Source organism: Planomicrobium soli (genome assembly GCF_003014655.1).
GTDB lineage: Bacteria > Bacillota > Bacilli > Bacillales_A > Planococcaceae > Planococcus > Planococcus soli_B.
This window is the reverse complement of the sequence record NZ_PYAT01000005.1, coordinates 142993-156199: the sequence shown is the minus strand read 5'-3', so window position 1 is coordinate 156199 and position 13207 is coordinate 142993. Positions and strand designations below refer to the sequence as shown.

Sequence of the window (13207 nt, the reverse complement as noted above, 5' to 3'; positions counted from 1 at the left end):
GCTTTTTTCATTTTCTGGCACTGCTCCATTTTAAGGCTTGTTCAACGGCGATCGCCGTCATTGTTCCAACAATCAATCCGTTCGACAATGTGGCAGCCAGGACAGAGGGCAAGTTGACCATGCTTTCAGACGGCACGAACATAAGCCCGACGCCGATCATCAAACCAAACGCCGAAACTTTATAAGCGCGCTGCCGATCTTCTGCTTCAGTTAATTCGCTGAATGCCATTTCAACCATTTTAGTGAAAATCGCAAAAATGACCGCATAAGCAACTGGTGCAGGCAATGCTGCAAGCAGCGCCATGATGTCCGGGAACAAGCTGACTAATACAACTAGAATACCGCCAATTACAAAAGGCTTTAGCGAGGGCGTTCTCGTGGCGCTTACGAAACCGGCAGCTCCGGAGATCGGGACTGGTCCAATCGAAGAAAATGCGCCGGCCAGGATTTGGTTAAGACCTGAGGCTACAGAAGCTTGTTTGACCCTGTCTTTTTTGACGATAGCGAACTCATTCTTTAATAACGTTTCCATGACACGAACCGAGGCCATCATGTTGGCAATAAGCAGAATCGTGAGGAATAGTGCGGTCACGAACATGCCGCTGTCCCAAATAACCGGTCCGAAAACAAACATTTTCGGGAGTGAAAAGGTCGAACTCTCCCCAAATGCAATATTCGGCGTTTTATTCAATAGAAGAAATATCAACCAGCCAGCAGAAATGGCCAAAAGCACTGAATAGCGATTGACCCAAGCAGTTTTATGGCCCATTAAATAAAATGTAATCACGATGACCAATACCGCTCCAAAAACGATTATGCCATCAATCGGATCTCCTTCTGCCACAATTCCGAGCAGCCCTTTAAGAATAGATTCGCTCAACTGCAAAACGAGCAACAACAAGTAGATGAAAGTAATCGTTGGCGTGAACAAGCTTTTCATCTTTTCTACAAGGCCTGTGTATGCAAAAACCATAAATAGAACTCCACTGTAAATCAGGCCGCTTTGAAGAGCCTGCAAGGAAGCGGCCATTGTCGGATACATCATCCCGATCAATCCGGCATAGACAATGAAGATCCCCCACCATAAACCGGCCGGCCCTTCATTGATTGGCATTTTATGGCCGATAAATGCCTGTATAAGACAAGCAACCCCCAGTACGAAAATAGTGCGCTGGACAAATAAGGTCGTGTCTCCTGCATCCATTCCAAAAACACTTGCGATTGCAATCGGAGCTGCTATTGACGAAGCTAAAAGAAATACCGCCCACTGAATACCACCAGCTAAATTTTTCATTAAAACATTCTCCAATTTCTGCATGTGTCATATTGGTATTCAGTATACACCATTTTCCGGAAGACCAAAAAAGCCCTGACATTGTCAGGACTCTTTTTTCTTATCGCTGTCTTTATTATGCGTTACTGTATACCCTTGATCTTCTAATTGCTGCACTTGTTTTCTTGAAGCTCTTACTAGAAGCCACATAATAACAAGTGATAAGAGGAATATTACAATAACGGAAATGATTCCGGGAATATATTCGGTCTTGTCTTCCGGAAAATATAAAAATTCCATTATACTTTTACCGCCTTTAACTAATCAATTTTTTCTTATTATACATGATAGCCATGGCTGACAATGGATGGAACGTGAACGTTTAGTGGCAATCCATTATTTTCAAACTTCACTTTTCTGTGTGATTGATTTATAAAAGAGCCAGCCGCATCGATATGATCGGCTGGCCCCTGTTTACAGGTCACTTATTCGCCTTCTGATACAACCGTAAATCGCTTGTTCTTATGTTTTGGGGCTTCGATTTCATCAACCAAAGCGATGGCGTAATCCCGGTAGCTGATGTAGCTCTCCCCTTTGGAATTGACGATATATCCGTCTTCGCCGGATTGATAGTAACCTGTACGCTTTCCCTCCGAGTCGAAAAAAGCGGCCGGACTCAAGAAAGTCCACTGGATTCCGGTTGAGGCCTCTAAATCCGCCAAATTTCTGCTTTGGTTTAAAGCGATTGCTTTGAATGTTTCCGGAAATTCCGGCGTCTCATAAAAACGCGTGGTTTTCGCTTCGTCGACAAACAAGCTTCCCGCGCCACCGACTACAATCATCCTTGTACTCGGTGCACCTTTTAATGCCTCGATTAAAAATTTTCCAGCTTCTACATGCTGTTCCGCTTTTTCAACCGGCACACCAAATGCATTTACCACTACATCAAATTGCTTCAAGTCATCTGCAGTCAGATGGAAAATCTCTTTTTCAAGCACTTTTACATCTGGCCGCTCAAGTTTTTGCGCATTTCTAACGATGGCTGTTACTTCATGCCCTCTTACCATCGCTTCTTTCATAATAAGGCTTCCCGCTTTTCCAGTTGCTCCAATAATCCCAACTTTCATCCAGGTTTCCTCCTAGCGTTTTCTTACTGCTCTACTGCGTTTTTCAAAATTGCATAAGATCGCTTTCTTTTTTCCTGATCATATATATAAGACACCGCCATCAATTCATCAATTCCTAATTCCCCGCGGAACCGGTTGATTTGCTCGCTGATGGTGTTCCGGTCTCCTTTGAATGTATATTTTGACATGCCACGTACCATGCTTTCTTCATAGAAGCTCCACTGGCCATCCATTGTTTCAACTGGCGGTTGAAGAGGATTTTTTGTGCCTCTCACTACATTCAAATAAAACAAATCACTTGAAGTGGAAAGAAGTTCAGCTTCTTCATTGGTTTCTGCGGCAATCACGTTAACACAAACCATAACGTACGGTTCCGCAAGATACTCTGATGCCTCGAAATCATTGCGGTAAATATTAAGTGCCTGTTCCAATTGCTGAGGTGCAAAATGAGCTGCAAATACATATGGCAAGCCAAGGCGTGCTGCTAATTGCGCGCTGGCCGTGCTGGATCCCAATATAAAAATCGGCACTTCTGTCCCGACCCCTGGATATGCATTGACCATATCTTGATGTTCAGCCGGCTTTAGGTAATTTTGCAGCTCGACAACGTCTTGAGGGAAAACGAAAGCCGTTTCCTGAGTCGTTCTGCGCAAAGCATGTGCAGTTTTCATATCGGTTCCAGGTGCCCGGCCAAGCCCTAGGTTAGTGCGTCCGGGATACATTGTTTCCAGCGTCCCGAATTGTTCTGCCACGACAAGCGGCGTATGATTCGGCAGCATAATGCCACCGGCACCGACTTCAATTGTTTGTGTATTATCAAGAACTTTTGCGATTAAAATAGAAGTCGCTGAACTTGCGAGCGTCGGAGTGTTGTGATGCTCGGACAGCCAAAACCGCCGATAGTTCAAGCTTTCTACATGTTTCGCCAATCCAACCATATCCTGTAGCGCTTCTTTGGCTGTATATCCTTCACGCACCGGTACCAAATCCAGTACAGACACCGGCATTGCTGTTGTTTCTTTGCTCATTGCGTAACGCCCTTTCTTCTATAGCTCTGCATTAAGCATAAAACCAGAAAATCTTGAATACAAACTTTCTGCCTGAGCTGCCAAGAAAGCGGCGTTTCTCCAGAACATTGTGTCATGCGTCAATTTAATCTTCGGCACCTTTCACCCCTTTTCGATTGTTCTTTCAAAACAAATGAAGGTGTACTCCCATCCCGATGGTTCCGATTAATAAAGAAACAATAATTATAATAACTACAACAATGCCGTCAACACGAGCTGCTAAAAAGCGGATTCCTTCCTTTTTTAGCAACCGGAAAAAGTCTTTACCCCTCTCCATCCCTTTGGCTTTTCCCGCCTCCTGTTATTCTTTTTGTTCCCCAATTATTGAAAACTCACACACTTAGGCAGAAACTTTGCGAAAGAAAAGGAAGGACCGTGAAAACGGTGCTTCCTTTTCCAAATTTATATATCATAAGTTTTGCCGATTTCGGCCAAATCCACTTCGCCACTATAAGTTGATTTGGCTGCATGCAGTATTTCTTCGAGGTTTCCATACTGCGGCAAATGCGTCAGCAACAATTTCCGCACGTTGGCTCTTTCCGCAAGTGTACCTGCCTGGCTTCCGCTCATATGCCCTTCAATAACCCCAATATACTTTTCATATAAATTCGATTCTGCTACCAGCAGATCCGCATTCTTTGCAAAACCGATCAAGGATTCTGTCCATTCCGTATCTGCAGTAAAGACCACGGACTTGCCATTGGAGGAAAAGCGAAGTGCCAAGCAATACACCGGGTGCACAGTTTCGCAAAATGATACTTCCCACGGACCGATACGAACCGTCTCATTCACATTCAACGGGCGGCCTTCTGTAACGCCTTTGAAAGAAAGATTTTCAAAAGCATCAGAATCCTTATCATGGGCATAAATTGCCAAAGGTAGATTATTCCACTCTTTTAATTGCATGCCAATCATCGCAGCATGTTGCAAAACCCCGATGTCTGCTATATGGTCTGTATGATAATGGCTTATAACTACAGCATCGATCTCGCGCAATTCCGTGTAGTTCTGCACTGCGGCCAATACACCGCTGCCACAATCAACCAGGCAGCGAAAACCATCTTGTTCAATCAAAAAAGATGAAGTCGCCTCGTTTCTATTCGGAAAAGCACCCCAAATTCCAACTGGTATAATTTTCATGAAATCGCCCCTTTGCCAATTTGTCTTCTTCAGTATACCCATTCTAATCAAAATCCTCTTGTTTAGCCCCTCTTTATGTGTGGTATGTAGAAGATGAGTGATATTCGAATGGAGGGATTACTATGACAGTAAAACTAACAGTAGAAAACGCAGTGCAAGCAAAATCCGAGGTTGAAAGACTACAAAGCCAAGGTTATGACGATGACAATATTTATATTTTCGCGCATGACAAGCGCAGAGAAGCGGACATCACGGAAGCGCTAGATACTGAAAGTGTCGGCGTGAAAGAACAAGGCTTCCTGAATGGCATGAAAAATATCACAAATTCTCGTGGAGATGAACTCCGCGCTAAAATGGCCGCAGTCGGTTTATCTGATCAAGAAGCGGAAGAATACGAAGAAGAGCTCGATAAAGGAAAATTGGTAATCATCGCAACTAAAGACGAGTAAGCATAAAAGACCTTCTCTCCCCTGGAGAGAAGGTTTTTTTATTTGGGCGTTTCCGTATAAAGAGTGCCGCCTCAATTATACTTCTACCACATACTAAAATACAGTCAGGTGTAAAAAAGAGCGGCCCTAACAGTTACAAATCAAACCACCTGTTTGATTGTATTTCTTCACAAATTCTTTCTAACGAAGAACAAGAAAAAGCAATGCCTTATTTAAGCATCGCCTATTTAACAGGATTTTTTTTATTTGTTATTGATAAGTGTTGAGAAAAAAAGTAGGCCAATGTTGCAATTGATAAAGTGGTAAGGAACGGAATTATGGAGGTCTGCCCAAAACTTGCTTCATGGCTCGCCTTATTGATGGCTGAAGATATGTCAGGAACAAAGAAAGCTGTTAAAATCCAGCCTGATAAAAGCTGTAAAGGTATATACAGCACTATACAACTACATATGAATACAATATATTTCTTCAAGTTTCTTCCTCCTTTTACTGTTATACGAAACACCTTTGAATAGGTTTCGCTTAATCTCATTTCTTAATATTTCTTCACTTGAACGAAGCAATTTCTATCCAACAAAATGATATATTTATATATTTTAAAAAATTCAGACTCATATATATATCTTCCATTTTCTTAGTAAAATAGGCGTGAATGTAGAAGAAACCTTCTACTTATTGATATAACTGCTTGATTTTGCTATATTTGAATAAGTTTAATTTTCGAAAATATAGAGTTGCAGCTTTTTTGTAAGGCATCAAGGGGGAGCAGGATGAAGAATAGTATAAAAATGGGTAGTGCCTTTATCGGCATTATCGTTGGAGCAGGTTTCGCCTCCGGGCAGGAAATCCTTCAATATTTCACAAGTTTTGGTACGCTCGGTATCGTTATCGCTGCTATCGCCACGGCATTATTCGCTTATTTAGGTATGAATTTAACACTTCTCGGCAGCCGGATGCAGACCACTTCCCATAAAGAAGTCGTTTACGGCATTAGCGGAAAAACATTCGGAAGAGTAGTTGACTACATTATTATTTTCACGCTATTTGGTGTGGGAGTGGTCATGATTGCAGGAGCAGGTTCCTTATTTTCACAACAATTCGGATTGCCCGCAATCGTCGGCAGTATATTGATGACGGTGCTGGTCATTGTCACTATTATGCTCAATGTCCACAAAGTCATCGCCATAATCGGCAGCGTGACTCCCTTCCTAATCTTAATGGTTATCGGGCTGGCAATATACAGTTTGTTGACAATGGACGGTTCTTTTGCCGATCTTGACGCAATTGCCCAGCAACAGAAATCTGCCGTCTCAAACTGGTTTTTATCCGCTTTCAATTATGTATCTTTCAATATCGCGTTAGGCGCTTCTATGGCAATCGTAATGGGCGGCACCGAGAAAGATGAGAAAGTTGCAGCACGCGGCGGTTTAATTGGCGGCCTCGGCCTTGGGGTACTTATTATATTAAGTCATTTGGCGATTTTCTCAAAAATCGATGTAGTCGGCAATGCCGATATGCCGATGTTGCAAATTGCAAATGATATTTCACCTATTTTAGGCTTTATCATGTCGATCATCCTATTCGGAATGATTTTCAATACAGCTGTCGGAATGGTTTTCGCATTTTCAGCCCGCTTTTTTACATTGGGCACGTTGAAATTCCGGATTTTTGTTGTCATTACCGGAGTGGTTTCGTTCATCTTAAGCTTTGTTGGTTTCAAAGGCCTGGTCAGCGATTTTTATCCGATTGTCGGATATCTTGGCTTTTTCCTGGTTGGGGCGATCATTGTCGCCGCCTTCCGATACAATAAAAAAACCGTTACAGTTTGATCATGTACTCAAAACTCCAAGCCGCCAAAGCATGCAATTCCGCTTCGGCGGCTTTTCATGTTATGGTTTTAGATAAGAAAACCGAAAGGAGCACACCCTGATGGATTCGTTCATAAAAACGCCCGAGCAGCAACAGTTGCTGGATCAACTAAAAAAACTGCAAACGGATTTCCAAAAGCGCGAACCGGAATTGGATGCTTTTGGCTCTTTTCCTTTTGAGAATATAGCCAAATTAAAGGAAATCGGCTACCATACGCTAACATTGCCAAAAGAATTTGGCGGCCAAGGACTTGGCCTTTACGAATACATACTTGCCCAAGAAGCTATTTCAGAAGGGTCTGGCTCTACTGGCCTGTCTATTGGATGGTCTGTCGGCATCGTCCTCGAGTATGCCGAAAATCGCCATTGGCATCATGGATCGGCCGTCTGGTTAATGGAAAAAATACGGAACGGGGCACTTATCAACACCGCTGCCACTGAAAACAATGCAGGAAGTCCGCTACGCGGTGCATTGCCAAGAACGACTGCAGTGCTGGACGGGGATGAATGGGTTATCACCGGAGAAAAAACCTACACATCGCTATCCCCTGTCCTCGATTATTTCTTCGTGACCGCCACTGTGGAAAACAAGGAAGTGGTGACGGTCATTATTCCGCGTAAGATGGCCGGTTTATCGATCAAAGAATCATGGGACATGCTCGCAATGCGAGGTACTGCCAGCCACACACTTGTCTTGGATCATGTCCGCGTTCCCGCTTCCTACCTATTGAAACCTTCGAATGTCCAGGCAATTGCAAAAGGATGGCTCCTTCATATCCCGGCTTGCTATATTGGCATTGCTGCTGCAGCACGGACATATGCAATTCAATTTGCATCAAGTTATATTCCTGCATCGCTTGGCCAGCCTATAGCCGAAACACCAAACATTAAGCAGACCATCGGCGAAATGGAGCTAGAATTGGCTACAGCACGCCATATGCTTTACGGAACGGTCGAACGTTATGAACATGCTAAAGACAAGGCTGACATGGATGAAGCGCTGAATGTCACAAAAATTGCCGTCACCAATGCAGCGATCAACATCGTTGATAAAGCGATGAAAATTGTCGGTTCGCGCGCTTTGTCGGAATCAAATCCAATGCACCGCCATTATTTGAACGTACGGGCCGGCCTGTATAATCCACCGATGGAAGATATGGTCAAAGCACAGCTTGCCAATCAGGCAATCGAAAATTCCCGCTTGAAAGAAAATTGAAAGGTGGAAGCAAAATGACTTTGGTATGGATTGACGATACAAAAATTGATGCGTTGAGTTTTCAGGAAGAAACCATTACTGATGATGCCTCCGGAAAGACCAAGCGAAAAATCGCCTTTGACTTTAAAGTGACAAGCGCCGAGTATCACGACATTGCTGTCTTGTTGTATAAGATGGAATTCCGTATTCAAGTGCCTGAAAAAGAATTGGACTTTTTTGCAGCTATCTCCAACTACTCAACTTCCATCACAAACCTTTATGAAGAAGATCAAGTAGCAGATTACAAGTTAGAACTGACAGAGAAAGGATAAAGTTCAAAAATCCCCGTCCTTCCAAAAAGGAGGCGGGGATTTTTCATTTCATCTTCTTTTAAAACGGCTACCCGACTTCCTTTTTAGCCGCTGCATCAAATTCTGTGCGTGAGCTGCTTTTGCCTGAGTCAATGGTTCGTCAACCTCAATCAACACTACCTCTTCCTCTTCCATCGTAATCGTGAACCATGAATGCACCCGACTTCCTTCAGGCAATTGAGAAACTGGAACAATAATCTCCCTGCCGCTTTCTTCCACCAAAATAACTGCCTTGGAGTCATCTTCGATTCGATCAAGCATCCCTTTCATCCTGTTATCCCCCCACACAAGCAAGACCTTGTTCTTTAATGTTTTTAAGTTTTCCAGGCCCTATGCCTTTGATTTCAGTTAATTGGTCAATTGTCCGGAACGGCCGCTCAGCTATGATCTCTTTTGCAAAAGCGGATCCAATCCCTTCAATTTCCTGCAATTCTGAAGAAGACGCTGCATTCAAATCGATGCACCGGTTTTTCCCTTCCTTTGCAACTCCGTTCCGTTCAACAGACACGCTGTATGTTTTGCCGTCTGTCTGCACAATGACCGTCCCATTGACGTCGGTGCCGTATACTTCCGCTCCAGCGTTTTCCACCGCTGCCAATACTTCTGCATGGGGATGTCCATATGAATTTCCTTCACCTGCACTGTAAACAGCAATTTCAGGTGATACTGCTTTTAAGAACGCGTTGCCAGTAGATGTATTGGAACCGTGATGCCCCAAATGCAAAACTTCCGCATCCAATTCCATTCCGCTATCAATCATATTTTGTTCTTCTTTAACCCCGGAATCTCCTGTAAAGACAAAACGGACATCGCCGTAAGTCAGTTTCATCGAAATCGACTCTTCATTTGCTTTTCCAGTGGCTTTTTCCGGATACAGCACTTCAATTTCCATGGCGCCCAAATCAAATATTTCCCCGCTTCGCGGTTCATAGTAATCGGTGCCCGCCAAGTCGATCGCCTCTAACGTATTAATGAACGTATTGGACGTACTTTCATTTCCCGACATCCACACTTCCCCTACGTCAAAGTTATTGATAACATCTGCCAATTGCCCGATATGGTCAGAGTCAGGATGGGTCCCGACAGCGATGTCGATTTTTTCAATTCCCTGTTGTTTCAAATAATCGATTGTGGCCGTAGAATTCCAATCACCTGCATCAATAAGCATCGTATGTTCTTCTGTTACGAGCAATGTCGCGTCTCCCTGCCCCACATCAATAAAGTGCACTTGTAAGCCGCCGCTTTGCTGTTCTTGAGCCGCTTGTTTTTTAGGCTTGGCCACTTCCGCTTTTTCTCCTGGCCGAATGCAGGCAGCCATCAGCAATAGAATCAGTATGCTATAGAAAATCAGCCATTTTTTCTTCATAGGCTTTCCCTCATTTCATACTGCATTTTACCATAAGGTATTCCTTTTTTTCTGCTCTCACCTTCCCGGCCATTCTTCATCTTACTTACGCAACTTAAAAGGCCGCCCGGAAGTTCCGGAACGGCCTTGTTCTAATTATTCTAATTGAAGTATTACGATGACATATAACCGCCGCCGTTTATATGCAAAAATTGGCCGGTCATGTATGAGTTTTGCGGATCTGCCAAGAAAACGAAAGCTTTCGCCAATTCATATGGCTGCCCAGGACGGCCTACAGGTACATCTTTCCCGAAATCTTCCGCCACATCCGGATTGATGTCTTCGAACGTTTTCGTAATGAGCGGTGTCCAAATTGGTCCCGGCGCAATGCCGTTAACTGCAATATCCTGATCGACCAGGCGCCGTGCCAAGGAACGGGTCAAGGAAACAATGGCTCCATTGGCACCTGCATAATCAATCAAATCTGAATGCCCTTGGTAAGCATTGATGGAAGCCGTATTGATGATGCGGCTCCCTTTTTTCAAGTGCGGCAGGGCAGCTCTGGTAACATAAAACATGGCAAACACTTTAATCTGAAAAGTTTTCAGCAATTGTTCATCCGAAATATCGAGAGGGGATGTTTGAGGATATTGAAAGCCCGCATTGTTGACCACAACGTCTAACTGGCCAAATTCATCCATTGCAAACTGGACCAGCCGGTTGCAGTTGTCCGAGGTGCTCAAGTCCGCGTTCAGCGCCCTTGCTTCCCCACCATATTTTTCGATGACTTTTATCGTTTCATTGGCTGATTCCTCATCGTCCAGGTAACCAATCACCACTTTTGCGCCTTCTTTTGCATACGCGATAGACACGGCGCGGCCAATGCCGCTGCTGCCTCCGGTAACAAGTGCCACTTTCCCTTTCAACACCCCGCTTTCTTTGTAATCTTCCAGATCCGTGTTATTGAATGATTTATCCACTCCATTACCATCCTTTCAAATCTCAAGATGTACTTAAAATTTTCTCGAGGTGCCATACTTCATCCGAATACTGCTGGATAGTGCGGTCGCTGGAAAAAACGCCGGATTCTGCAATGTTTTTTATCGACATTCTACTCCACAACTGTGGGTCTTCATATGCTCCCAGTACTTTTTCATGCATGGCAGCGTAGCTATTGAAATCCTTCAGCACAAAATATGGGTCGTTTAAATCTACTAACTGTTTGTGGATAAAGCTGATGTTTTCACTTCCATTAGAAAGTTCACCGCGAAACAGCCGTGCTGTGAGGCTCTCCAACTCCTGATTTTGCGCAATCACTTCTTGTGCCCGGTATGTTTTGTGCTTTTCAAGCTGCATGATTTGCTGCGAATGCAATCCGAAAATAAATGCATTTTCCTTGCCGACTTGCTCGACGATTTCAACGTTGGCTCCGTCAAGAGTCCCCAAAGTCACTGCACCATTCATCATAAACTTCATATTTCCTGTACCTGAAGCTTCCTTGGAAGCAGTCGAAATCTGTTCGCTGACATCAGCGGCGGGAAACATCCTCTCGCCATGGCTAACGTTATAATTTTCCACAAAAACAATATGAATGTGTTTGCGTACTAAAGGATCTTTGTTTATTTTATCCGCCACGACGTTGATCAGTTTGATGACCTGTTTGGCAAATTCATAGCCAGGAGCCGCTTTTCCCCCAAAGAAGAACGTCCGTGGATAAGGCCGGTAAGTGCTGTCTTCTTTGATGCGGTCATAAAGCGATTGGATATGAAGAATGTTCATTAATTGGCGTTTATAGCCATGGAACCGTTTGATATGAATATCGAAGATGGAATGCGGATCAATCAAACTGTCCCCTGCTTTTTCAACATGGGCAATCAGCTGATTTTTTTTCGTCTGCTTTACCGTTTTTAAGGCTTCCTGGAAAGAAGGATTACCGACAAACTTGTCCAAATCATTTAAAAGAATTGGTTTTTTTATCCATTCTTCTCCAATAGATTCTTTGATTAAATTCGTTAGCTCCGGGTTGGCTTTGATAAGCCAGCGACGGTGGGTGATTCCATTGGTTTTATTGTGGAATTTTTCAGGGAACTGTTTGTACAATTCTTTCATTTCCCGATTTTTTAAGATGTCCGTGTGAAGCTGAGCCACTCCATTTACTTTATAACTGCCTACTACAGCCAGCACAGCCATTTTGACAATGCCATTGTCGATGATGGACATTTTTTTGAACACTTCTTCTTTGCAATGCTGTTCTTGTAGCTGTGCTTTAAAACGGCGGTCAATTTCCTGGATGATTTCATAGACACGCGGAACCAATGTCGCCAGCAAATGGCTATCCCATTTTTCCATTGCTTCTCCTAGAATGGTGTGATTTGTATAGGAAATTGTTCGAGTTGTAAGATTCCAAGCTTCATCCCAATCTAACCCTTCCTCATCAAGCAACAGGCGCATCAATTCGGGTATTGCAATGGCCGGATGAGTGTCATTGATTTGGATTGCCACTTGATCGGGCAGTTGCCGAACCGAAGAAGGCAAGGTTTTTAAGATGATTTGAAGAGAAGCACTGCACATAAAATACTGCTGTTTCAAACGCAAAATCTTTCCGCTAACCAGGGAATCGTTAGGATAGAGGCGGTCGGAAATCGCCGCAGTTTCTACCGTATATTCCTCGAAATCTTTATGCGCCGGAAGCGGACGCTCGGAAACTTCAGCTTGCCAAAGCCGCAGCGTATTCACTGTTCCGCCGGATGCGCCGATAATCGGCATATCGTACGGGACAGCTTTGACCCATTCTATATCTGTAAGATGCGGATGCAGACGGCCATAAAACGGGATTTCCACCGCCAGATCTTCTCTTCTGACCTCCCAATTTTCTGTTTCCTTTATCCAATCTGTTGGGATTTCCATCTGAAATCCATTTTCAATCTGTTGGGTGAACAAACCGCCTTTGTAACGGATTCCGCAGCCATGGCCCGGCAACTGCAAAGCTGCAAGAGAATCCAAAAAACAAGCAGCCAACCGGCCGAGACCCCCATTGCCAAGTCCAGGTTCCGGCTCCATTTCTTCGAAATCCTCCAGGCTATAGCCGAGTTCCTCTAATCCTTCTCGCACAATTGTGAAAATCCCCATACTATGAAGATTTTGTCCAAGCAGCCGGCCGATTAAAAACTCGATTGAAAAATAATATAACTGCTTTGCCTCAGATTTTTCGTAGCGCTCTTTTGTTCGAATCCATTCCTCTTCCACCATTTCTTTCACCATAGCACCAAGTACTGCATATGCTATACGCGGCTCTTTCTTTCCATCGTCTTGTGCCAAGCGCTTTGTCAACTCTTCTTTAAACTCTTCTTTCGAATAGAACATACTGCATCC

The 13207-nt window shown here is 43.8% G+C and carries 15 protein-coding genes; 4 read left to right on the top strand and 11 right to left on the bottom strand.

Annotated features, from left to right (window positions below; translation table 11 throughout):
• Window positions 1-7: 7 nt before the first annotated feature.
• The 6 genes from B0H99_RS08255 to B0H99_RS08235 form a co-directional block, all read right to left on the bottom strand.
• A complete protein-coding gene (locus B0H99_RS08255) occupies window positions 8-1294 on the bottom strand; it encodes a purine/pyrimidine permease (RefSeq protein ID WP_106533172.1) in 1287 nt (428 codons plus the stop codon).
• An 84-nt stretch (window positions 1295-1378) separates the two neighbouring features.
• Window positions 1379-1573 (bottom strand): hypothetical protein, encoded by a 195-nt coding sequence (locus B0H99_RS08250; protein ID WP_106533171.1) that lies wholly within the window; start codon window positions 1571-1573, stop codon window positions 1379-1381.
• 38 nt (window positions 1574-1611) lie between these two features.
• Window positions 1612-1758: a hypothetical protein gene (locus tag B0H99_RS17825; protein ID WP_181313620.1), complete on the bottom strand. Its 147-nt coding sequence runs from the start codon at window positions 1756-1758 to the stop codon at window positions 1612-1614.
• Complete coding sequence (locus B0H99_RS08245) at window positions 1759-2400, bottom strand: NAD(P)-dependent oxidoreductase (protein WP_106533170.1); 642 nt, start codon at window positions 2398-2400, stop codon at window positions 1759-1761. It lies immediately after the preceding gene.
• 23 nt (window positions 2401-2423) lie between these two features.
• Window positions 2424-3428 (bottom strand): LLM class flavin-dependent oxidoreductase, encoded by a 1005-nt coding sequence (locus B0H99_RS08240; protein ID WP_106533169.1) that lies wholly within the window; start codon window positions 3426-3428, stop codon window positions 2424-2426.
• 441 nt (window positions 3429-3869) lie between these two features.
• Window positions 3870-4607 carry an MBL fold metallo-hydrolase gene (locus B0H99_RS08235; protein ID WP_106533168.1) on the bottom strand — a complete coding sequence of 246 codons (738 nt, stop codon included), beginning with the start codon at window positions 4605-4607 and terminating at the stop codon, window positions 3870-3872.
• A gap of 122 nt (window positions 4608-4729) precedes the next feature.
• Here B0H99_RS08235 and B0H99_RS08230 point away from each other — a divergent pair, with 122 nt between their 5' ends.
• Window positions 4730-5056, top strand: a complete 327-nt coding sequence (locus tag B0H99_RS08230; protein ID WP_106533167.1) for a YflT domain-containing protein — start codon at window positions 4730-4732, stop codon at window positions 5054-5056.
• Between the two features lie 223 nt (window positions 5057-5279).
• Here the strand turns inward: B0H99_RS08230 and B0H99_RS08225 are convergent, their stop codons facing one another.
• Entirely contained in the window at window positions 5280-5528 is a 249-nt protein-coding gene (locus B0H99_RS08225; protein ID WP_106533166.1) for a hypothetical protein, read from the bottom strand.
• Between the two features lie 298 nt (window positions 5529-5826).
• On the opposite strand from B0H99_RS08225, the gene B0H99_RS08220 reads away from it, so the two are divergent.
• The 3 genes from B0H99_RS08220 to B0H99_RS08210 all read left to right on the top strand — a co-directional run bounded on the left by B0H99_RS08220 (window position 5827) and on the right by B0H99_RS08210 (window position 8451).
• Window positions 5827-6885, top strand: a complete 1059-nt coding sequence (locus B0H99_RS08220; RefSeq protein ID WP_106533165.1) for a YkvI family membrane protein — start codon at window positions 5827-5829, stop codon at window positions 6883-6885.
• 100 nt (window positions 6886-6985) lie between these two features.
• Window positions 6986-8140, top strand: coding sequence for an acyl-CoA dehydrogenase family protein (locus B0H99_RS08215; protein ID WP_106533164.1), 1155 nt, complete (start codon window positions 6986-6988; stop codon window positions 8138-8140).
• A gap of 14 nt (window positions 8141-8154) precedes the next feature.
• Window positions 8155-8451, top strand: a complete 297-nt coding sequence (locus tag B0H99_RS08210; RefSeq protein ID WP_106533163.1) for a DUF3219 family protein — start codon at window positions 8155-8157, stop codon at window positions 8449-8451.
• A gap of 48 nt (window positions 8452-8499) precedes the next feature.
• On the opposite strand, the gene B0H99_RS08205 is transcribed toward B0H99_RS08210, so the two are convergent.
• The 4 genes from B0H99_RS08205 to glgP form a co-directional block, all read right to left on the bottom strand.
• A complete protein-coding gene (locus tag B0H99_RS08205) occupies window positions 8500-8760 on the bottom strand; it encodes a DUF3006 domain-containing protein (protein ID WP_106533162.1) in 261 nt (86 codons plus the stop codon).
• Window positions 8761-8764: 4 nt separating this feature from the next.
• Window positions 8765-9856, bottom strand: a complete 1092-nt coding sequence (locus B0H99_RS08200) for an MBL fold metallo-hydrolase (protein ID WP_106533161.1) — start codon at window positions 9854-9856, stop codon at window positions 8765-8767.
• A gap of 152 nt (window positions 9857-10008) precedes the next feature.
• Window positions 10009-10815 carry an SDR family oxidoreductase gene (locus B0H99_RS08195; RefSeq protein ID WP_106533160.1) on the bottom strand — a complete coding sequence of 269 codons (807 nt, stop codon included), beginning with the start codon at window positions 10813-10815 and terminating at the stop codon, window positions 10009-10011.
• A gap of 22 nt (window positions 10816-10837) precedes the next feature.
• Complete coding sequence (gene glgP, locus B0H99_RS08190; RefSeq protein WP_106533159.1) at window positions 10838-13198, bottom strand: glycogen/starch/alpha-glucan family phosphorylase; 2361 nt, start codon at window positions 13196-13198, stop codon at window positions 10838-10840.
• Window positions 13199-13207: the final 9 nt, after the last annotated feature.

What these genes read in the sequence shown, in the direction of transcription:
- B0H99_RS08255 (WP_106533172.1), bottom strand. Translation starts at nt 1,294, where the DNA reads ATGAAAAATTTAGCTGGTGGTATTCAGTGGGCGGTATTTCTTTTAGCT.
- B0H99_RS08250 (WP_106533171.1), bottom strand. Translation starts at nt 1,573, where the DNA reads ATGGAATTTTTATATTTTCCGGAAGACAAGACCGAATATATTCCCGGA.
- B0H99_RS08245 (WP_106533170.1), bottom strand. Translation starts at nt 2,400, where the DNA reads ATGAAAGTTGGGATTATTGGAGCAACTGGAAAAGCGGGAAGCCTTATT.
- B0H99_RS08240 (WP_106533169.1), bottom strand. Translation starts at nt 3,428, where the DNA reads ATGAGCAAAGAAACAACAGCAATGCCGGTGTCTGTACTGGATTTGGTA.
- B0H99_RS08235 (WP_106533168.1), bottom strand. Translation starts at nt 4,607, where the DNA reads ATGAAAATTATACCAGTTGGAATTTGGGGTGCTTTTCCGAATAGAAAC.
- B0H99_RS08230 (WP_106533167.1), top strand. Translation starts at nt 4,730, where the DNA reads ATGACAGTAAAACTAACAGTAGAAAACGCAGTGCAAGCAAAATCCGAG.
- B0H99_RS08220 (WP_106533165.1), top strand. Translation starts at nt 5,827, where the DNA reads ATGAAGAATAGTATAAAAATGGGTAGTGCCTTTATCGGCATTATCGTT.
- B0H99_RS08215 (WP_106533164.1), top strand. Translation starts at nt 6,986, where the DNA reads ATGGATTCGTTCATAAAAACGCCCGAGCAGCAACAGTTGCTGGATCAA.
- B0H99_RS08210 (WP_106533163.1), top strand. Translation starts at nt 8,155, where the DNA reads ATGACTTTGGTATGGATTGACGATACAAAAATTGATGCGTTGAGTTTT.
- B0H99_RS08205 (WP_106533162.1), bottom strand. Translation starts at nt 8,760, where the DNA reads ATGAAAGGGATGCTTGATCGAATCGAAGATGACTCCAAGGCAGTTATT.
- B0H99_RS08200 (WP_106533161.1), bottom strand. Translation starts at nt 9,856, where the DNA reads ATGAAGAAAAAATGGCTGATTTTCTATAGCATACTGATTCTATTGCTG.
- glgP (WP_106533159.1), bottom strand. Translation starts at nt 13,198, where the DNA reads ATGTTCTATTCGAAAGAAGAGTTTAAAGAAGAGTTGACAAAGCGCTTG.